This window comes from Microbulbifer maximicatervae (SeqCode), from assembly GCF_052468295.1.
On sequence record NZ_CP174340.1, the window covers coordinates 4,655,885 to 4,675,579 of the forward strand.

The following is a 19,695-nucleotide window of genomic DNA, read 5'->3' on the forward strand; positions in this document are numbered from 1 at the left end:
ATTGAGTAGTAGTCATGATGAAGAAAGAAGATTCGGCTGAGTCTGGTAAGATCGTTAAAAAACGCTTTATTGCAGGGGCTGTGTGCCCCCGCTGTAGCGAAATGGATAAAATTATTAACTATCACAAGGATGGGAAAAATTATAGGGAATGTGTTGCCTGTGGGTTTAAGGATGAAATTCGATTGCAGTCAGCGCCAACAGAACTGTCTACTCGTGTTAACCAAGATACAGAGAAAGATATTCACGAGGAGCCAGTGAAACTTATCCAACCCACAAGTAGCCGTAAAAAGTGAAAAAAATATTTTTTATACTGGTGGTTTTTATTGCGGTTGCGATCATAGGTCTCTATGGCCTTGATCGCCATCGAAAAAAAACAGAGCAGCAGAGAGAACAAGTTGCCTACCTATTGGCGAGCTGTGTGAATCAGGGGATACTTACGTTATTCCGTTTACAAGCTAATGATTGGAAAGCCCATCCAGATTTTTACATTGAAGAGGAAAATAGGTTGGGAGTGGCTGTAAAAGCTTTACCTGATCAAATCCTTAAAGGAGAATCTTTTGAAAAGTGGAGACATGCAATAAAGATTTGTGACAAGCTCACAAGGAATAGCAATTTGCAACATGTCACTATTTTTCGCCCCCTGGGCGATTTCTCCGAAAAGGAGATCTCCAATATATATACCTTGAAAGATCGCGGTGCTCTGCGGAAGCGGGAAAAGACTATTCACGCACTATATGAATCAGCAGAAGCTGCTGCTCGCTATATGAAAGACCTAAAGCGTGATATCAACACGCAATTAAAAGCCTTTCGTTTTTCAGATGAAGAGCGCGAATTAACTCTTCAAAGAATCAGTTCTCAGGTCTTAGATAATTACCAACAAGGTAATTTTTCCAAAAAGCAGGCAGATACTTATCTGGAAAGGGTATCCCTTTTTTACAAAACCATGGCCGAGAACCCAAAGTCCTACAGTGTCCGAAACGGCAGCCTATATTTTTATAGCCAAGAATTAAAGCAAAAGGTTGAAGACTTATATAATGCTGTCATCCAGGGAGAGGGAGCGTTTTATGGAAATTTTAAGAAAATTTTAGTGCAAAAACAGGTGCAGTCTTCAAGCTATTAAAAATGTGAGTGGGCTTTTTTGTTTGTTGCTGAGCCCGCTCAGTATTTGCCATCCTGAGACGATAGTTTTAAATGCGTTTATAGCATCGTAAGAGATTTACTATTTTGATAGTGAGTAATCCTGACTGAAATAGTTAATTTCTTAATCGCAAAATGTGTCATATTTGTTATTTATACATTAAAAATAACTATAAATATCCTGCCACGTTTTACTGTAATTTACGTATCCAGGAATTGGTTACAGTGTAGTATTGAAAATATACTATGAGTCCTAAAGATCGTGCTCCGATCCACAAAAACAAGCTGAACCATATGCCTGTATTCCCCCAATCCCTTGTAAACCACCAGGCGGGAAAGAAAACCAGTACTGAGGCTATAAACATAGTATTACGCATATCGCGACTTTTCCCAGCACCGATAAAAACACCATCGAGCTGATAACTCCAAACCGCTAATAAAGGTAGTGCACAGAGCCACCAATATACCTGTTCCGCTTGGTGGATTACTGGTTTGATATCTGTAAATAAGGATAGAATCAAGGGTTTCCCTGAAACTAGTACCAGCGTAATCAGGACAGCGCTTCCCAGGGCCCACAAACCTGCACTGCGAACGGTATTTCTGAATAAAGCCGTTGATCTCTTTGCCATGGATTCCCCAACCAAGGCCTCGGTAGCATGAGCAAAACCATCCAGGGCATAGGAAGTCATCATTAATAACTGTATAAGAATAGCATTTGCAGCAAGTACATTATCACCTTGGGCTGCCCCTTGTGCAGTAAAAAAAGTGAGTGTTAGCAAGAGCAAACAGGTTCTTATAAATAAGTCTGTATTTATCTTTAAAAGATTGATCCATGGGGATGAATCGATCCAGGGGAGAAGTTTCTTCTGCCCAATTTCTTTGTGTATATAAGACCAGATATCAACATGAACCCAGGTAAGAAGATATAGACCCAGTAGAAATGCAAAAATATCAGCGAGTACGGTTGCCGCTGCTGCACCTTTTGCCCCTAGGCCCAGGCCAAGGATAAATAGGAAATCGAGGGCTATGTTCAGAAGATTGGCAGCGAAAAGTATATATAGAGGCGCACGGCTATCTTGTCGACCAATAAAAAAACCCAGAATGGCAAAGTTTGCCAGAGCCAGGGGGGCAGATAACAGACGTATTTGTAGGTAGGCCAGTGCGTGGGGTTGTGCTTCCTGACTGGCATTCATCCACTCAACGATATAGTAGATTAAAGGAGAGGCAACAATAAACAGAGTGATTCCCAACCCCATGGCTAATACTAGTGCACGTACTAACCATTGAATCCCAAGATCTGTACTCCGAGCCACCAGTCCGGTAGTACCCATGCGCAGAAACCCAAATGCCCATAGAAGCATCGACATTACGCTAGCCCCGATAGCTACACCGGATAGGTACTCTGCAGATGGGAGGTGACCAAGAATTGCGGTATCTACTATCCCGAGTAAGGGCACTGAAATATTACTCAGTATCATTGGCCAAGCCAGATTCCAGACGCGAGACATAGGTTGGGATTCAAGTTTTGTAGAAGAAGGCATAAGTCATAACAACTAACGGATAGATTGGCTTCTAGCCGAAATCGGAAAAAGAAAAGCTGTGCAGGTGGATTCTACCAATGGTGTCAGTACAGAGCTGATAAGTTACTTTTCCTAAATCGGTCTCCCAATACTGCTATTAGCAATTCATTTCATAACGCTTACAAAATCGAAACGAAATATTTGGCGGAAAAATCATTTTGATTGAGTGTAAATAGTACAGGATTCTGTATTGATCTGCCTGACAATCCTCAAGCTTATTGAAACTAATCTGTCTTGGTTGTGTGAAGCAGTCAGAATTTAGTATTAGAGATTAAAAATCGTTGTCAATCTGTGTAAAAGCAATCAGGGGCACTTGAACCCGAGGATTTATACTTCTCGTGGCAGCATTATTAATGCTTGATTAGTTGTCATCTTTCACCAAATAAATTGCCATGTCTCTATTTGGAGCGACTTTTTTCTACTTGTGGAAAAGTATCCTATCGAAGTGGTTAAATTTATTTGTTAATCACCGAATTTTTTCACAAAGCGACAACGTTATTCAAAAATGATCCCGATTGACTTTTTCTTGTCGATGTGTTCCTTTTGTACCTGCAGTAGTTGCGACAAATAAAGAAACTGGTTGTTGGTTGTACCTTTCCGGACGACGGCATCTGGAGTAAAAAATCTTTTACTAAGAATAACAAGTTGCACTGACGGCAGTAACGCGAGGTGGTCTCCTCGCCCAGTGTATGTAGTCTTGTGTTACTACAGTATGTCCACAAATTTTGTGTGGAATTAATCCTGTTAGGCAGTTGATACAGGTAAAATTCGCTTATCCGTGAAGGCCAGTGGCCAAAATAAAAATTACGGGTTTCCCTGAGAGACCCGCAACCACGGAGATCTGTAGGCGATGTTGAAAGGCTTTGATCGGCTGTTCGCCTTGCTGGCTACTTCGCTATCTGCACAAGCGGTGTTAGCGAATGAGCAGGACGTTGAGCGCTGGGGGGTTAATATGCCCCAGGGGGTGACAGAAGTCGCCCAGACCACCTACGAGCTACACATGCTGATCTTTTGGATTTGTGTGGCTATAGGGGCATTGGTGTTCAGCATCATGTTCTACAGCATGTGGCGGCACCGCAAAAGTAAGGGATACCAAGCGGCCCAATTTCATGAGAGCACGGTTGTGGAGTTGGTGTGGACTATTATTCCCACCGTCATCCTGATTCTGATGGCGATTCCGGCCACCAAAACGCTCTATGATATTTACGATACTGAGGAAGAAGATCTCAATATCGTAATCACCGGTTATCAGTGGAAGTGGAAATATGAATATCGGGGCACTGATGTTTCATTCTTTTCCAGCTTGTCCACTCCCAAAGCTCAAATTGATAACCTCCAGCCTAAGGGTGCTAACTACCTCCTAGAAGTCGATGAGCCGCTGGTTGTTCCTATCAAGAAAAAAATCCGCTTCCTGATTACTGCCAATGATGTAATACATGCGTGGTGGGTCCCAGATCTAGCCGTTAAAAAAGATGCTATCCCCGGTTTTATCAATGATGCCTGGACGCGTATTGAGGAGCCGGGAATATATCGCGGACAGTGTGCTGAATTGTGCGGAAAAGACCATGGATTTATGCCTATTGTTGTGAAAGCAGTACCACAGGCTGAATACGATGACTGGTTGAGTTCTCGTGCAGCAGAAGCCATAAAAATGCGTGAACTTACAGCGAAGACATTTACCTTCGAAGAGCTTTTTGCTCAGGGTGAAAAAGTCTATACACGCACATGTGCCGCCTGCCACCAGCCGAACGGGCAGGGAGTACCCGGAGTATTCCCGGCAATTGCTGGCTCAAAAATTGCTACCGGTCCCCTCAATGGCCACTTAGATATCGTTATCGATGGTTCTACGGTAAACCCCGCAATGCAGGCTTTTGGTGAGCAGCTATCAGAAGTGGATCTGGCTGCGGTAATTACTTACCAGCGAAACGCTTTCGGCAACGAGATGGGTGATACGGTCCAACCCGTAGATATCCTCAACTTTAAGAATAAGCAGTAAACGCCCGGAGGAATTTAAGAATGGCACATGCTCCTCAGCCCGGTATAAAGCGTTGGCTCTATACGACCAACCACAAAGATATAGGCTCTATGTATTTGTGGTTTAGTTTTGCGATGTTCCTGCTCGGCGGATGTATGGCATTGGTTATACGCGCTGAATTATTCGAGCCCGGTTTGCAAATTGTACAGCCGGAATTTTTCAATCAAATGACCACTATGCATGGTCTGATCATGGTATTTGGTGCAGTTATGCCGGCTTTTGTGGGATTGGCTAACTGGATGATACCAATGATGATTGGTGCGCCAGATATGGCATTACCAAGAATGAATAACTGGAGTTTTTGGATTTTGCCCTTTGCTTTCGCAATGTTGGCATCAACCTTATTTATGGAAGGGGGAGCGCCAAATTTCGGGTGGACATTTTATGCGCCACTTTCAACGGAATATGCGCCACCCAGCGTAACCTTCTTCATTTTTGCCATTCATATTATGGGTGCCTCGTCCATCATGGGTGCGATCAACATTATCGCTACCATTTTGAATATGCGTGCTCCTGGTATGACCTTGATGAAAATGCCGTTGTTTGTATGGACCTGGCTGATCACTGCTTACCTTTTGATTGCTGTAATGCCGGTGTTAGCCGGAGTAGTGACTATGATGTTGATGGACATTCATTTTGGCACAAGTTTCTTCAGTGCGGCCGGTGGCGGTGATCCGGTTTTATTCCAGCATGTGTTCTGGTTCTTTGGACACCCGGAAGTCTACATCATGATTTTGCCGGCCTTTGGCATTATCTCTGCGATTATTCCCACTTTCGCTCGTAAGCCTCTTTTTGGATACAGCTCCATGGTATATGCCACCGCAGCAATTGCATTCCTGAGCTTTATCGTATGGGCGCACCATATGTTTACCGTGGGAATGCCGATTGCTGGTGAGCTGTTCTTTATGTATGCCACAATGCTGATCGCTGTACCTACAGGAGTGAAAATCTTTAACTGGGTTTCCACTATGTTCCGGGGATCCATGACGTTTGAAACCCCGATGCTTTTTGCAATTGCATTCATCATTCTTTTCGCCATCGGTGGATTCTCTGGTCTGATGCTAGCGATCGCGCCTGCAGACTTCCAATATCATGATACGTACTTTGTGGTTGCCCATTTCCACTATGTGCTGGTTCCTGGTGCAATCTTCTCAATTACTGCTGGTGTTTACTATTGGTTGCCCAAATGGACTGGCCATATGTATAGCGAAGTCATGGGCAAGGTACATTTCTGGCTGGCATTTATTGGTCTCAATGTAACTTTCTTCCCAATGCACTTTGTTGGCCTGGCCGGCATGCCACGTCGGATACCTGATTACGCACTGCAATTTGCGGATTTCAATCAAATATCCAGTATCGGTGCCTTCCTGTTTGGCGCTGCACAAATAGTATTTTTGTTTAATGTGGTACGAACTGTAATGGGCGGGAAAAAAGCATCCGATCAGGTTTGGGATGATCCTGAGGGACTGGAATGGACGGTTGCTTCCCCTGCCCCATATCACACGTTTAGTACGCCACCGGTTGTACGTTGACCTATGAAAGTTGGAGCAAATGCAAAGGTAACTATCAAGCTGCTGGCCGTGGCGACCAGCATGCTGGTATTTGCAATTTTCATTATGCCGCCTATCTACGATGTCTTCTGTGAAATCACAGGACTCAATGGTAAAACCGGTGGTCGTTATGAAGCTGTGCCAGCTGAGGTTGATAAAAATAGGCTGGTCACAGTGCAATTTGTGGCAAACAATAATGAAAATATGCCATGGGAGTTTCGCCCGAGTGTGATGTCTTTGAAAGTACACCCTGGAGAAATTAAAGATACTGTTTTTATTGCAGAAAATAAGACATCTAGGGATATGGTTGGTCAGGCAATTCCCAGTATGGTTCCTTTCAAAGCTGCTGAGTACTTTCATAAAACAGAGTGTTTTTGCTTCAACCAGCAAGAATTAAAAGCGGGAGAGACTGCAGAATTACCACTACGTTTTATTGTGGATCCAGATCTTCCCGCAAGTGTTAATACTGTAACGCTTTCCTATACGTTGTTTGATGTAACGGAAAGGTTTGCCAATAAAACCGATAAGAATGATATCGACCCCGAGCGAGAGGGATAAAAATTATGGCTAGTGAAAGCAGTTATTACGTGCCCGAACAATCCAGGCTGCCAATTTTTGCAACGATAGGTCTATTCCTAATAGCGTTCGGCGCAGCAAATTGGATTAATGGAGGAAGCTCTTATATTTTCTTCACCGGTGCGTTAGCGATGGCCGCAGTTTTGTGGTTTTGGTTTGCTGCCGTAATCAAGGAGAATATGGCAGGGCTCAACAGTGAACAGTTAAAGAGATCATATGTTTGGGGGATGGGCTGGTTTATATTTTCTGAGGTGATGTTTTTTGCTGCATTCTTTGGAGCACTTTATTACATACGCAATTTTACAGTTCCCTGGCTAGGTGGTGAAGGTGATCGTGGAATTTCCAATATGCTTTGGGAGGGATTCGAAAGTAGCTGGCCTCTATATGTGACTCCTGACGTCGCAGCAAACGGAGAAACGGCAAAATTTATGGGGCCTAAAGATGTGATAGACCCATGGCACTTGCCACTATGGAACACCATCATACTTCTCACCTCCAGTGTAACTGTACACTTCGCACATGTTTTCCTGAAAAAGAATCAAAGAAAAAATTTCAATATATTACTGGCAATCACTGTGGCATTGGGTGGGGCGTTTATTTTTCTACAAGGTAAAGAATACTACGAAGCCTATCAACACTTGGGGTTAACACTTGAGTCAGGAATCTATGGTACAACATTCTTTATGCTGACCGGATTTCATGGTGCCCATGTCACACTCGGTACAATTATGTTGTTGATCATGTTGTTAAGGTCTGTGATAGCCAATCATTTTAGACCTGATGATCACTTTGGCTTTGAAGCAGCAAGTTGGTATTGGCATTTTGTCGATGTAGTTTGGGTCGGGCTGTTTATATTTGTATATGTTCTAGGTGCTTAATGTGAGCAAGGCTTTCTATCGTATTAATAGAAAGCCTTTGTTTTCTTAATATTTATCAGCCCAAGGTGCCGTTTTTGCCAAAATGCCACTTTCAAAGCCGTACCAAATGGCAAGAAGTAAGAGTGACGCTAGGAGTATTCTAATACCTAATGCGTAGAGTGTGCGCTTGGATTGAGGTGTTCCCATATCTCTAAGTAGAAAAAAAAGTGCACTTGAAAGACTGGCAAGTACGGAAAGGAATAGGACAACAATAACAATCTTCAGCCACATTTTATTATTTTCCATTATTTATGTAGTTGCGCATGATAGTAGATATTCCATCAGCTTCTGCGAAAGATATCAGTTTACCACTGATTCGCAATTGGCCCATCACGATATTTTCTCTGGGTGCATTCATCCTTTTTATTTTTCTGGGATTGTGGCAGCTTGATAGGGCAAAGCAGAAAATCGAACTTATGCAAAAGGTAGAGAGTAGGCTCTCTCTGCAACCGCAGGAAATTTCAAATCTAAGTTCTTATCAAGAGTATGCGTCTGTAACTTTAGAGGGAGTTTTTCAGAAGGAAATATATTTTCTGGATAACCGGACCAGAAACGGTCGTGTGGGCTATGAAGTACTACAAGTATTTTCAACAGAAAATACTGATTGGCTTGTCAATAGAGGTTGGATTCCCTCTGCTGGCGACCGAGATAGCTTACCTGAAGTAACAGCTTTACTTGATGTGAAATCACTTCAGGGCTACTTATACCCTATCGATACTGAATCCTACTCGAATGTTAGTATAGACCCGGTTTTTAAAAATAGAATTCAACAAATAAATTCAAATTTCATTGAGGCTATCGGTTTAGTCAACAATAGATGGTCGATCCGTTTGTTTGCGGATTCAGGTGCAGCTTTAATTACTGATTGGAATTTGTTCAATAGTGGCCCAGAAAAACACCAAGCGTATGCTTTCCAGTGGTTCACGATGGCAATAGCCGTCTGGCTTTTATGGGGTTATTCAGCCACAAATATTGTTTTTAGATTACGTCGTAGGTTGAGTAGAAGTTTGAAAAAGGAGTTTCAAAATGAAATCAAATAGTCAGCCAGTTTCACCTAAAAGAGATCTGAGTAAAAGGAAGCCAGGGAATAAGCTCATTCAAGGACTCTCAGTGCTAGCATCCGTCGTACTCCCAATTACGGCTGCCTATATCGTTTACTATACGGGCTTAGGCATGCCTAAAGAGACGATTAATCAAGGTGAATTATTACAGCCCCCATTTGATATCACTGAAATAAAAATCACCTTTCAAGGACAACAGCAGTCCCTGGCACAAGAGGGAGAATCAAAATGGCGCTATCTAATATTAAGTGACAGTGATTGTGGTAAAGATTGTGAAGATCTTTTGTATATAAGTAGGCAGGTTCATATTCGGCTGGGGGAAAAAGCTCATAGGGTTGAGAGGCTACTCGTGGTTGGTGATAGTTTGGATGAAAAACGACAAGAACAAATACAAATTGAGCATCCAAAACTAAAAATAGTTAATTTGGATGATGAAAACTTTAATCAATTGGTACAGAAAACTAATCATGACAGTGTGACTTCAACCAAGGCGTTGCTGGTTGATCAGGAGGGTTATGCAATGATGGCCTATGATCGGCATCATAGCGGAAACCAATTACTTAAAGATATTAAAAGATTATTGAAGTACTCCTACGAGCAATAAGATTAGTATTCGGAGATTTTCAGTAATGTCTAAACAAGAAACCCCTAAGAATTGGCGACATATCATTACCTGGGCGGCCTGTATACTAGCTGTCGTAGTTGTTGTTCTAGGTGCATTTACTAGACTGGTGGATGCCGGTTTGGGATGTCCAGACTGGCCTGGTTGTTATGGCCATTTCACCTGGCCGAACGATATAAAAGAAATTAAAACGGCCAATATGATTTTTCCGGACTCTCCGGTAGATGTTAGTAAAACTTGGCCGGAAATGGTCCATCGATACTTTGCGGGAACTTTACTTTTATTCGTTGTATTACTCACTTATCTTGCTTGGAGAGATCGACAAGCTCCAACCTTTAAGCAAACACATATTCTTTTAATTATTATTATACTGCAAGCTGCTTTTGGGATGTGGACGGTAACCTTGAAGCTTTGGCCGCAGGTAGTTACTGCTCATCTATTAGGTGGAATGGCAACATTATCTATGTTGTGGATTCTCTGTGAAAGGTTGGCTGATAAACCTAGACAATTACATGGGAGGTATTTACCAGGAATAAGGCGATTACGGCTACTTGCTCTGACTGCAGTTGCAATAGTAATTCTACAGATTGGACTCGGCGGTTGGACCAGCTCTAATTACGCAGCTTTAGCCTGTCCAGATTTTCCAACTTGTCATAACCAATGGTGGCCACAGGCAAACTTTGTGGAAGGCTTTAATATTTTTCAACAAATTGGCCCAAATTATTTAGGTGGTGCATTAGAGAATGATGCACGTACAGCCATACATCTTGCCCATCGTATTGGAGCACTGATTACAACAGCAATTGTACTTATTCTTTCAGTTTTAGCTTGGAGATATGGATTTAGAAGTTGGTCATTATGGCTTACCGGAGTACTACTTCTTCAAGTCAGCTTGGGAATAGCAAATGTTGTTATGTCTCTACCATTAGGGATTGCTGTGGCACACAATGCTAGTGCAGCTCTTTTACTTCTTAGTTTGCTAACTTTTTGTTATCGAATATACACAATGAATGCCGTCATTATAAGTAAACAAGAGGTAGTCGATGTGGAAGTAATAGAGCGGGGAGAAGGTTTAACTACCGTATCCAATCTTAATTAGATACTAAGCGTATATAAATATAAAAATAGGTGAGAATATGGCCATAAACTCCACGGGAATACATCAAATTCAATGGCGGGACTACTATGAGCTTACTAAGCCTCGAGTAGTTATGCTTATGCTGTTAACTTCTGTTATTGGAATGTTTTTAGCTGTTCCAGGAATGGTGCCGCTAGATATTTTAGTATTTGGTAATTTGGGAATTGCATTTTGTGCGGGTAGTGCTGCGGCAGTAAATCATTTAGTTGATCGTCATATTGATACAAAAATGGCTCGTACCAGTAATCGCCCGATTGCGAAAGGACGAGTTGAGCCAGTTAAAGCGGTTGCTTTTGCTCTTATCTTGGGTGTGACAGGAATGTTTATCCTGTTGATTTTTGTAAATGCCCTTACCGCTTGGCTAACCTTAATATCTCTTCTCGGATATGCGGTGATTTACACCATGTTCCTGAAACGCGCCACACCACAAAACATTGTTATTGGCGGGCTTGCAGGAGCCGCTCCGCCCCTACTGGGATGGACTGCGGTTACTGGGGAAGTGCATGGACATGCATTGTTGTTAGTATTGATTATTTTTGCTTGGACTCCTCCACACTTTTGGGCCCTTGCCGTACATAGAAAAGAAGAGTATGCAAAAGCTGATGTTCCCATGTTGCCGGTTACACATGGAATACCCTATACAAACCTAAATATAGTTTTGTATACCTTTATTTTACTGGCCGTTAGCCTATTGCCCTTTGCCACCGCGATGTTTGGGTGGTTATATTTGCTGGGAGCTGTCGTACTTGGATTTGGTTTTGTTTATTGGAGCTTTGTAATGCTCATTGGAAAAACCCCCAATGCTGGTATGGAGACTTTCAAATATTCAATAATTTATTTAATGGCACTATTTTTTATCATGCTATTAGATCATTATTTAATTGAGGTGTGAGGGAAAAGTGGAAAATAAATATTCTGCCATCGATAAACAGAAACGTGGAATTAGAATTACGGTTATTGTTCTTTTAGTATTGATTCTTGCTGTGCTTGCAGGATTTATACATAAGCTCGGACAGCCTCGTATTATTACTGATGAGGAACTTAGAATTAACGGCACTGTAAAACTGCAGAGACCAAGAATCATAGAAGATATACAATTATTGTCTGATGACAGTAGATATTTCTATACCAAAGACTTTCAAGGTAAGTGGACTTTGGTATTTTTTGGGTTTACCCACTGTCCAGATATCTGTCCAACAACTCTATCTACACTTAATAATTTTTATAAAACTTTAGACGAAAGTACCAGAGCATCTACAGACGTAGTACTCGTATCGGTTGACCCAAGCAGGGACAAGCCGGAGCAGTTAGGGCAGTATGTCCGTTATTTTAATTCTGAATTCCGTGGTATTACCGGTGATTTTTTTAAGCTGAAGAAATTTGCCACTCAGCTAAATGTACCTTTTAATAAAGTTTCTCTTGCTGAGGGCGGTTATACTATCGATCATGGGTCTCAAGTTGTATTAATTAATCCTAGAGGGCATTATCACGCTTTTTTTAAGGCACCTTTAGATCCTGCAAAAATGAAGTTGACCTATCGTTCAATACGAGCGACCTTTAATGGATAGTGAAGGAATCGCATGAGTTATTGTTATCAAATAATATATTAATTCTGGGTCAATCGATGCAAAATGAAGTTGCTGCCTTAAGGAGAAGAGGAGATCAGACACCATCTGGTATGGTGAGTCCTTGGGCTGCACCTATCTTGCTATCACTTTGTATAATTCCTTTTGGCTGGAGTGGGCTTATAGCTCCTTTAATCTGGATTTTCCTGCGAGCAATAGAGTCTACTAGCGGTTGGCCGAGAGCGCTGTCTTTTCTTTCTGTAGCAGTTTTAATGCTGGTATCGGGGTTAAATTTGCTTCCCGGTAGTGAACATATCCAGGTATTGCCTCCCTATACAGATGCAAGTGGTAATCTTATCTATGCCAGTATAAACAGCGGTAAAGCAGTTATTGCTATTGCCTTATTGGCTTTTATGTTGCGCATGAAGCAGACTTTCCGTGTTACGGACTTACCCTATCTTTTATTGGCTATATTTACCCCCGTTGCATTGGGTCTACTCCTGTATACGCCTTCGATAAAATTTACTGGCACTATCGCGGTTGCGGTAATGATAAACTTGGTAATTGTTTGCATTTCTGAAGAGGGGTTCTTCCGGTGGATATTACAGCGGGGTACCGAAGAACTATTAGGGCGCTGGCGCTGGTTATCCGTACCAGTTGTAGCTACGGTGTTTGTGCTTCTACATGGAGGATGGTCAACAGATATCTCCGCAGTTCTATTATTGATAGTTGCCTCAATCTGTTATGCATTGATTTGGACATTGCGGCAGAATTTTTGGATATGCGTAATGACGCATTGGGGGGTAAATCTTTTGCATATGCTCTTGTTGCCTTACCCGTTACCCGGCTAGGCCATATATCATCTGCTTTGGATCATTGTTTTATTGTTACCCCTAATATTCAGCCAATCTGCAGTTATAAGAAAGACAACGATTTAATCTTTGTAGATTAACAAATCAAAGTAATGTATTTAAGAAATGTGATTCTAGATGAGCATCATCTACGGTAAATTTTCTAGATATATTCATACAAATAGGGAGATTGTCATTTGAAAAATTATTTTTTAGTTGGGACATTATGTGCACTAACTTGCAACCCTGTATTTGCAGGTGAAGATAAAGATCTAGCTCAAGAGCTGGTTCAAGAGTATTTGATTGTTGATGGACATGTAGATGTTCCCTATCGTCTCGAACAAGCTGAAGAAGATGTTGGACTTAGCACGGATAAGGGAGACTTTGATTACCCTCGAGCTAAAGATGGTGGACTAAATGCCCCCTTTATGTCTATTTATGTCCCTGCAGAAAAGGAGGACGAGGGTATTGCCAAATCGTATGCAGATACTTTGATTGATAAAGTGGAGGCAATGGTCAAACAGCACCCGGATAAGTTTGCAATACCTAAGTCAATAAATGATCTACAAAAGCAAGTCGATGCCGGCTTAATTTCCTTACCTTTGGGTATAGAGAATGGGGCTCCTATTGAGGGAGACCTTGCCAATTTAAAGTATTTCTCTGATAGAGGGGTGAAGTACATTACCTTAGCCCACTCAAAGAGCAATCATATCTCTGATTCCTCGTATGATAAAAACAGGCCCTGGGAAGGCTTGAGTGCATTCGGAAAGCGCTTGGTACGAGAGATGAATCGGATGGGAGTAATGATCGATATTTCCCACGTATCAGATGCAGCTTTTTGGCAAGTTGTTGATTTATCCGCTGTTCCTGTTATCGCTTCACACTCTTCGGCAAGGCATTTTACGCCGGGATTTGAACGAAATATGAATGATGAAATGATAAAGGCGTTGGCTGACAACGGCGGTATCATCATGGTGAATTTTGGCTCTACTTTTATTAGTGGTGATTCACTGAATTCATATCGTGAAATAACTGATCAGGTTGAGAAATTTGCTAAAGAAAAGGGTCTATCCAAAGATAGTAAAGAAGTTGAGGAGTACTCCGATAAGCTTTCAACTGAGAAGTTCATTTATGCAGATTTGGAAGATGTTCTTGATCATTTCGACCATATTCGTGATTTAGTGGGAGTGGATCATATAGGCATTGGATCGGATTTTGACGGTGTCGGAGATAGCTTGCCCGTCGGCTTAAAAGACGTCTCTCAATATCCTAATTTGGTTGAAGGCCTGCTAAAGCGTGGGTATAGCAAGCAGGACATTAAAAAAATTCTAGGCGGAAATTTAGTTAGAGTTTGGCAAGCTAATGAAGATTACGCCAAGCGCAATAAAGGATGAGACTCACACTCCTCTAACCAGCTGAGGCTGCACTATTCTGTCAATAATGTTCAAACGGGCAAAGCCCGTTTGTTTTGTATTATTAATGCAGAAAATGCTTTTGGCCGGTTATTTTCGATCTAAGAAAGTACGATTGATGGTGGGTTGGACTGGGTTGTCGATTGCCGGTGTATTCTTTCTGTGGGGAATTTTGGGTTTTATTCCCTTTATTCCCTCAATGTTAGATATTTTTGGCGTATTGGGATTGCGAATTCCTGCGGCCCTCACCGTGCTTGGATTACTGATGGCTGCAATAGGATTTTGGGAGTTCGATGAAGATTAGAGGGCTTGCTAGGTGTTGAAGGCGTCAGATTTCTTTATCTTGTTGGCAGTTTTAGTTTCACTGGTATTATCCGCCGGTTTATGGTTTAGCGGCTATAAGGAGCAGGGCATATTTACCGCCCTTTGGGTTCCAACCGTGCTCACTTTGGGTATCTATTTCAAAGTGACGGCTCTATTGGCCCGCAGGAACTAACTGTGCCAGAGTCTTACTTGCTTTTTATTGGGATAGCAGTCTCACTGTTTGAATTGATCGGTATTATGCTGGGTATCCATGAGTTTCGTAAAGCGGGACTGGAATTGGCTAAACAGAGAATTTCCCTAGAGGCTGCTGCAAAGAAGGCTAGACAGAATATAGAGAACAAATAAATAGCGGCTGAAAAAGCAAAGCGGCGAAAATTGAAAAGGGGAAGCTTACCGCTTCCCCTTTTTTATGTGCTGATCTACTTATAGTGATTAGAAGCTATAAGTCATCTTGCCATAGATAAAGCGACCACGAGGGTCGTGTTGTGACTGAACATAACCATAAAGGTCTCCATCCTGGTCACCGACAGCGAAAGGTGGCTCTTCGTCGAAGACATTGTCGGCGCCGAGACTTAAAACCATATTTTCAAAGCCGGTATATCGAGCCTGTATACCTAAAGTGAGGAATGAATCCACTGTGCGATAAGCATTATCACCATAATCGAGGTTTCCATAGATATTTGGGGTATCCTCAAATTCACCGATATAGCTGAGCAAGGCACTTATACCGAAGGTATCAAAGTTCCAATCAGCTGTGGCATTCCAACGGTGCTGTGGATACTCGTATTTCCCTGCTAAATCATGGGTCATAAGTGCATCACCGTTTAAGTTGAGTTCCACACGCTCAAACTCAGTTAAATAGGAATAATCCAAACGTAGGTTTAACTCTCCACTGGCTAGTTCCAACCCACTGTATACAGCGCTAAGGTCGACACCAGACACGTCTTGTTCGCCAATATTGGTGTAGCTACTAAGCAGGGATTGCAGCTGTCCTAAAGATTGGCCTGCAAGTGGTTCATTGCGTCGGCAGACGGTGCTGTCTTGATCGTTACAATGAAGACTATAGATGCCGGTATATGGAATGTCATCGATCTTTCCTTCCTGGGTGATATTCCAGTAGTCGAGGGAAAGACGCAGGTTCTCAATAGGCTCGTAAACGGCACCTACGTTGAAGGACTCAGATTCCTCTGCCTCTAAATCCGGGTTTTGAGAGTAAATAATTGTGTAATCGAGCTTAGTGCAATCTTTAATATCTATGCCATTGGCTTCACAGCCATAATAGTCTGTCAAAAATTTTGATTCTTGTGAGTCGCCAAGCCCTATTTGCGCCAATGATGGCGCACGAAAACCGGTGCCCCAGGAGGCGCGTAAGGATAGTTGCTCAGTGGCAGTCCACAACAGCTTGGCCATGGGATTAGTGGTGCTGCCAAAATCGCTGTAATCGTCGTAGCGAGCGGCCAATGTGAGGTCGAACTTAGCGGGAAGAGGGATGGCTACTTCGACATAAGCCGAAGAGATATCACGGCTGGCGCTGGCTGATACAGACTCAGTACCAAAAATGAGGCCACGCTGGAATTGATCGTCGGGGATATCGGAGGCTTTTTCCTCACGGTATTCCAAGCCAGCAGCCATAGCAATGGTGCCATTGGAGGTATCAAATAAATCACCATTGATTGAGAAATTGTAGCTTGTTAGATCAGACTTACCCTGGCGGACCAGATTGGTGGTGATGGCATCAATCACAGAGTCCGGATTTTGTACGCCGCCAAAGGGATTGTAATTGCCAGCATTAATCTGTTCTTGCAATAGGTCGGTGCGTACCCAACCTTGGGATTTATTGCCGGTTTGTTCTGATTCGCTACGTGAGCGTTGAATGGATGTCTCCCAATCCCAATCGGCGATAGAACCTCGCAGGCCGAAAACACCACGTAGGTTGTCGGTTTCTATATCCCATTGGCGTGCCCCAGCATCTACAGTGCGGTAAAAGGCGATATCGACATCTTCGCCAAAGGGATTGTTGGGGTGATCGGCCAGTACATAAAGCCCTGCATCAGCATCTAGGGGTGTTGGGGCACCTTGGGCTACAGAAGTATTATGTTGCACAGCGATCTCACTGAAAAACTCTATGTCCTCATTTAACTGCTTATGACCAAGCATAATTAACCCGGTACGTTCCGCTTCGGGAGTAAGTAGTGTCCAAGGACCGTAATCGTAAACACATACATTGCCATTATCGGTTACTTTTATGCGATCTTCTGGACAGTTAGGATCTTCAATTGTTTTAGAGGCCCCTGGCAGGATGAAACTTCCCGGAAAACCACGACCTGAACGAAGGTCCAGGCCGCCATTACCGGACTGGTTGGCCGTACCCAAGCCGCTACGTTCGGTGCTTGCTAGGCGGCTATTTTTATGATGATCAAAAATAACGGTGAAATTGGAGTTTTCCCCATTGATGCCCCAAACAGCCGAGAAAGACTGCTCGTCATAGCCATCTGCACTGCCGTAGTCCATAGAAACTTCAGTGCCTTCGAAATCTTTGCGCAGTACCAGGTTGACCACACCGGCTACCGCATCAGAGCCGTAAATGGCGGAGGCACCATCCTTCAAAACTTCCACACGTTCAACAGCGGCCAACGGAACACTGTTGATATCCACGAAGTTGGTGGTTACCCCCTCGGCAAAGGAACTGATAGCAACACGGCGGCCATTAACCAATACCAGCGTGGCATCGGCACCCATACCGCGCAAACTCACCGCAGCTGCGCCGTTGGCGGTGGAATCCTGGTTGTTGCCGCGGGTGGAGAAGGTGCCGTTACCGGCGGCGGGATTTTTCTCAAACAACTGCTGCAGATTGGTATAACCGGATCTCTCGATGCTTTCGCGGTCCATTACCTGGATCGGGGTAGCATTTTCAAATTCAGAGTTGCGGCTAATGCGGGAGCCGACAACGGTGATCTCTTCAATAGCACCTTCCTCGGCAGCGAAGAGAGCCTGTGGAGTTGTTGAAGCGGCCGCGGCCAAAATGGCAGAGGCCAACAGATTGCGACGGAGAGTGAATTTTTCCATATCGTTGTGCGTCCATTTTCTTGTCATTATCCGTGACTGGCCTAATACGGCTGGTCGTCGGGCAACACTAGCAACGACAGAAAACTGACACAATTGGCTAGAGGCTAACCATCAGCTTATTGCGATGAACGGTGACAGAAATCCCATTAATAGGTGTATTTAAGCGACATTTTGCGACAAATGTAGGTATCGAACAACAAATTAGGATGAAATTAACCTGCGGCCCACCTTTAGCTGGCTCGCAGTTGTGAAGTGAGGAAAAACAGTGCTGCGGCCAGAACAATGGACGGACCCGCGGGTGTATTCCACAAGATAGAGGCAAGAAGGCCGAGTACTACCGCTAAGCATCCCAGCAATGAGGCCAGTACTGCCATACGCTCCGGAGTATGCGACAGTTTTCGCGCGGTAGCTGCGGGAATAATCAGCAGGGCGGTAATTAACAGAACCCCGACAACTTTCATTGCAATCGCGATCAGTATTGCCAGCATCAACATCAGAGCGATTCGTAATCGCTCGATAGGGACACCTTCCACTGAAGCTAATTCCTCATGCAGGGTGAAAGCCAGTAACTGTTCCCACAGGAAATAAAGCAGTCCCAGGATTGTGGCGGCGGCAATGGCCATTAGTACCAGATCCTGGCCACTGACCGCGAGTAAATCTCCCAGCAACAGAGATAAGAGATCCACCTTAATCTTAAAGAAACTGACGGTGACAATCCCCAGTGCCAGCATGGAGTGGGACAATATGCCCAGCAGCGTATCTACAGCGAGCTTTTGGCGCTGCTGTAAATACATCAGCAGCAGTGCCAGTACACAGCAAGTAATACCGACGGCCACCGTTGGCATAATCTGTAGTACAAAACCCAGCGTCACTCCAAGAAGGGCTGAGTGAGCCAGGGTGTCGCCGAAATAGGCCATGCGTCGCCACACGGCGAAGCAGCCCAAAGGGCCGCTGACAATAGCGACCATAAGGCCGGCGGCGAGGGCGTACCAGAGAAATTGGCTGTGCAGTAATTCGCCGAAATCAACCACTTATTTTTGCTCTTTGTTTTTAGTATTTGTGTGAGTGTGTTGATGATTGCAGCTGCTTGCGGGCGCAATATCTCCACTTAATTTATGTTGGTGGTTATGTTGGTGGGTATAGGGGGCGACCTTGTCCCCAAATAATTCCAGATAGGCAGGGTGGCGGCTTACTTGCTCCGGGTGTCCGTGACAACAGATATGCTGGTTCAAACAAAGGACCCGGTCGGTTGCAGCCATAACTAAATGAAGGTCGTGGGAAACCAGTAACACACCGCAGCCGAGCTCGTCGCGCAGAGTGGCAATTAACTGGTACAACTCACTTTGACCACCGATATCGACTCCCTGAGTGGGTTCATCGAGGACCAGCAGCTGAGGTTTGCGCGATGCGGCACGAGCGAGTAAGACCCGCTGCATTTCTCCACCGGATAGATTTGCCAGAGAGGCGCCTCTAAGCTGCCCTGCGCCCACCCTGTCCAATGCCGACTGCGCTTGCTCGGGCTTTATGGCCGGTTGGCCAAGTTGCAAGAAGCGTTCAACTGACATGGGCATTGAGCTATCGATATGAAGCCGCTGGGGCATATAGCCAATACGTAACCCAGTTTGTCGCCACACGCGGCCCTGGGTCGGCTGGCTGAGCCCCAGCAGAAGGCGCAGGAGAGTGGTTTTGCCGGCTCCATTTGGGCCTATTAAGGTGACAATCTCCCCCTGGGACAATTCGACTGTAATATCTTTAAGTAACTGCCTGCCGCCCACCTGAAGGGCGATATTGTCAGCTGTGATAAGCGGCTGGGGTGGATTCAGAATTCAATCTCCGCAGGGAAGTCTTTAAGATGTTTGCT

The 19,695-nt window shown here is 43.9% G+C and carries 19 protein-coding genes; 14 read left to right on the forward strand and 5 right to left on the reverse strand.

Annotated elements, in window-relative coordinates; genetic code table 11:
• Nucleotides 1-14: 14 nt before the first annotated feature.
• Nucleotides 15-293 carry a YheV family putative zinc ribbon protein gene (locus ACJJIQ_RS20655; protein ID WP_282930528.1) on the forward strand — a complete coding sequence of 93 codons (279 nt, stop codon included), beginning with the start codon at nt 15-17 and terminating at the stop codon, nt 291-293.
• A complete protein-coding gene (locus ACJJIQ_RS20660; protein WP_445362903.1) occupies nt 290-1,120 on the forward strand; it encodes a hypothetical protein in 831 nt (276 codons plus the stop codon). Before ACJJIQ_RS20655 ends, ACJJIQ_RS20660 begins: the two co-directional genes overlap by 4 nt.
• A gap of 208 nt (nt 1,121-1,328) precedes the next feature.
• Here the strand turns inward: ACJJIQ_RS20660 and ACJJIQ_RS20665 are convergent, their stop codons facing one another.
• Complete coding sequence (locus tag ACJJIQ_RS20665) at nt 1,329-2,645, reverse strand: MATE family efflux transporter (RefSeq protein ID WP_445362904.1); 1,317 nt, start codon at nt 2,643-2,645, stop codon at nt 1,329-1,331.
• A 922-nt stretch (nt 2,646-3,567) separates the two neighbouring features.
• Between ACJJIQ_RS20665 and coxB the strand changes: the two genes are divergently transcribed.
• The 4 genes from coxB to ACJJIQ_RS20685 are packed head-to-tail and all read left to right on the forward strand — an operon-like array spanning nt 3,568 to nt 7,756.
• Nucleotides 3,568-4,713 (forward strand): cytochrome c oxidase subunit II, encoded by a 1,146-nt coding sequence (gene coxB / locus ACJJIQ_RS20670; RefSeq protein WP_445362905.1) that lies wholly within the window; start codon nt 3,568-3,570, stop codon nt 4,711-4,713.
• 20 nt (nt 4,714-4,733) lie between these two features.
• Nucleotides 4,734-6,284: a cytochrome c oxidase subunit I gene (ctaD, locus tag ACJJIQ_RS20675; RefSeq protein WP_445362906.1), complete on the forward strand. Its 1,551-nt coding sequence runs from the start codon at nt 4,734-4,736 to the stop codon at nt 6,282-6,284.
• A 3-nt stretch (nt 6,285-6,287) separates the two neighbouring features.
• Entirely contained in the window at nt 6,288-6,860 is a 573-nt protein-coding gene (locus tag ACJJIQ_RS20680) for a cytochrome c oxidase assembly protein (RefSeq protein ID WP_445362907.1), read from the forward strand.
• Between the two features lie 5 nt (nt 6,861-6,865).
• Nucleotides 6,866-7,756 (forward strand): cytochrome c oxidase subunit 3, encoded by an 891-nt coding sequence (locus ACJJIQ_RS20685; RefSeq protein ID WP_445362908.1) that lies wholly within the window; start codon nt 6,866-6,868, stop codon nt 7,754-7,756.
• A 45-nt stretch (nt 7,757-7,801) separates the two neighbouring features.
• On the opposite strand, the gene ACJJIQ_RS20690 is transcribed toward ACJJIQ_RS20685, so the two are convergent.
• Complete coding sequence (locus ACJJIQ_RS20690; RefSeq protein WP_413663912.1) at nt 7,802-8,026, reverse strand: DUF2909 domain-containing protein; 225 nt, start codon at nt 8,024-8,026, stop codon at nt 7,802-7,804.
• 32 nt (nt 8,027-8,058) lie between these two features.
• Between ACJJIQ_RS20690 and ACJJIQ_RS20695 the strand changes: the two genes are divergently transcribed.
• The 8 genes from ACJJIQ_RS20695 (at nt 8,059) to ACJJIQ_RS20730 (ending at nt 14,748) form a co-directional block, all read left to right on the forward strand.
• Nucleotides 8,059-8,835: an SURF1 family protein gene (locus ACJJIQ_RS20695; RefSeq protein WP_445362909.1), complete on the forward strand. Its 777-nt coding sequence runs from the start codon at nt 8,059-8,061 to the stop codon at nt 8,833-8,835.
• Nucleotides 8,822-9,460: a redox-active disulfide-containing membrane protein gene (locus ACJJIQ_RS20700; RefSeq protein ID WP_445362910.1), complete on the forward strand. Its 639-nt coding sequence runs from the start codon at nt 8,822-8,824 to the stop codon at nt 9,458-9,460. Before ACJJIQ_RS20695 ends, ACJJIQ_RS20700 begins: the two co-directional genes overlap by 14 nt.
• A gap of 25 nt (nt 9,461-9,485) precedes the next feature.
• Nucleotides 9,486-10,577: a COX15/CtaA family protein gene (locus tag ACJJIQ_RS20705; RefSeq protein ID WP_445362911.1), complete on the forward strand. Its 1,092-nt coding sequence runs from the start codon at nt 9,486-9,488 to the stop codon at nt 10,575-10,577.
• 37 nt (nt 10,578-10,614) lie between these two features.
• The gene (gene cyoE, locus ACJJIQ_RS20710; protein ID WP_444895567.1) at nt 10,615-11,508 is read left to right on the forward strand and encodes a heme o synthase; all 894 of its coding nucleotides are present in this window, start codon (nt 10,615-10,617) and stop codon (nt 11,506-11,508) included.
• Nucleotides 11,509-11,515: 7 nt separating this feature from the next.
• Entirely contained in the window at nt 11,516-12,184 is a 669-nt protein-coding gene (locus ACJJIQ_RS20715) for an SCO family protein (RefSeq protein ID WP_445362912.1), read from the forward strand.
• A 56-nt stretch (nt 12,185-12,240) separates the two neighbouring features.
• On the forward strand, nt 12,241-13,032 hold the full coding sequence (locus ACJJIQ_RS20720) for a CPBP family intramembrane glutamic endopeptidase (RefSeq protein ID WP_445362913.1): 792 nt from the start codon (nt 12,241-12,243) through the stop codon (nt 13,030-13,032).
• A 197-nt stretch (nt 13,033-13,229) separates the two neighbouring features.
• Nucleotides 13,230-14,426: a dipeptidase gene (locus ACJJIQ_RS20725; RefSeq protein WP_445362914.1), complete on the forward strand. Its 1,197-nt coding sequence runs from the start codon at nt 13,230-13,232 to the stop codon at nt 14,424-14,426.
• A gap of 85 nt (nt 14,427-14,511) precedes the next feature.
• Nucleotides 14,512-14,748: a hypothetical protein gene (locus ACJJIQ_RS20730; RefSeq protein ID WP_444895563.1), complete on the forward strand. Its 237-nt coding sequence runs from the start codon at nt 14,512-14,514 to the stop codon at nt 14,746-14,748.
• 452 nt (nt 14,749-15,200) lie between these two features.
• Here the strand turns inward: ACJJIQ_RS20730 and ACJJIQ_RS20735 are convergent, their stop codons facing one another.
• From ACJJIQ_RS20735 to znuC, 3 genes are all read right to left on the reverse strand, one after another.
• Complete coding sequence (locus ACJJIQ_RS20735; RefSeq protein ID WP_444895561.1) at nt 15,201-17,834, reverse strand: TonB-dependent receptor; 2,634 nt, start codon at nt 17,832-17,834, stop codon at nt 15,201-15,203.
• A 230-nt stretch (nt 17,835-18,064) separates the two neighbouring features.
• The gene (locus ACJJIQ_RS20740) at nt 18,065-18,865 is read right to left on the reverse strand and encodes an iron chelate uptake ABC transporter family permease subunit (protein ID WP_444895560.1); all 801 of its coding nucleotides are present in this window, start codon (nt 18,863-18,865) and stop codon (nt 18,065-18,067) included.
• Nucleotides 18,866-19,657 carry a zinc ABC transporter ATP-binding protein ZnuC gene (gene znuC / locus ACJJIQ_RS20745; protein ID WP_445362025.1) on the reverse strand — a complete coding sequence of 264 codons (792 nt, stop codon included), beginning with the start codon at nt 19,655-19,657 and terminating at the stop codon, nt 18,866-18,868.
• Nucleotides 19,658-19,695 lie beyond the last annotated feature (38 nt).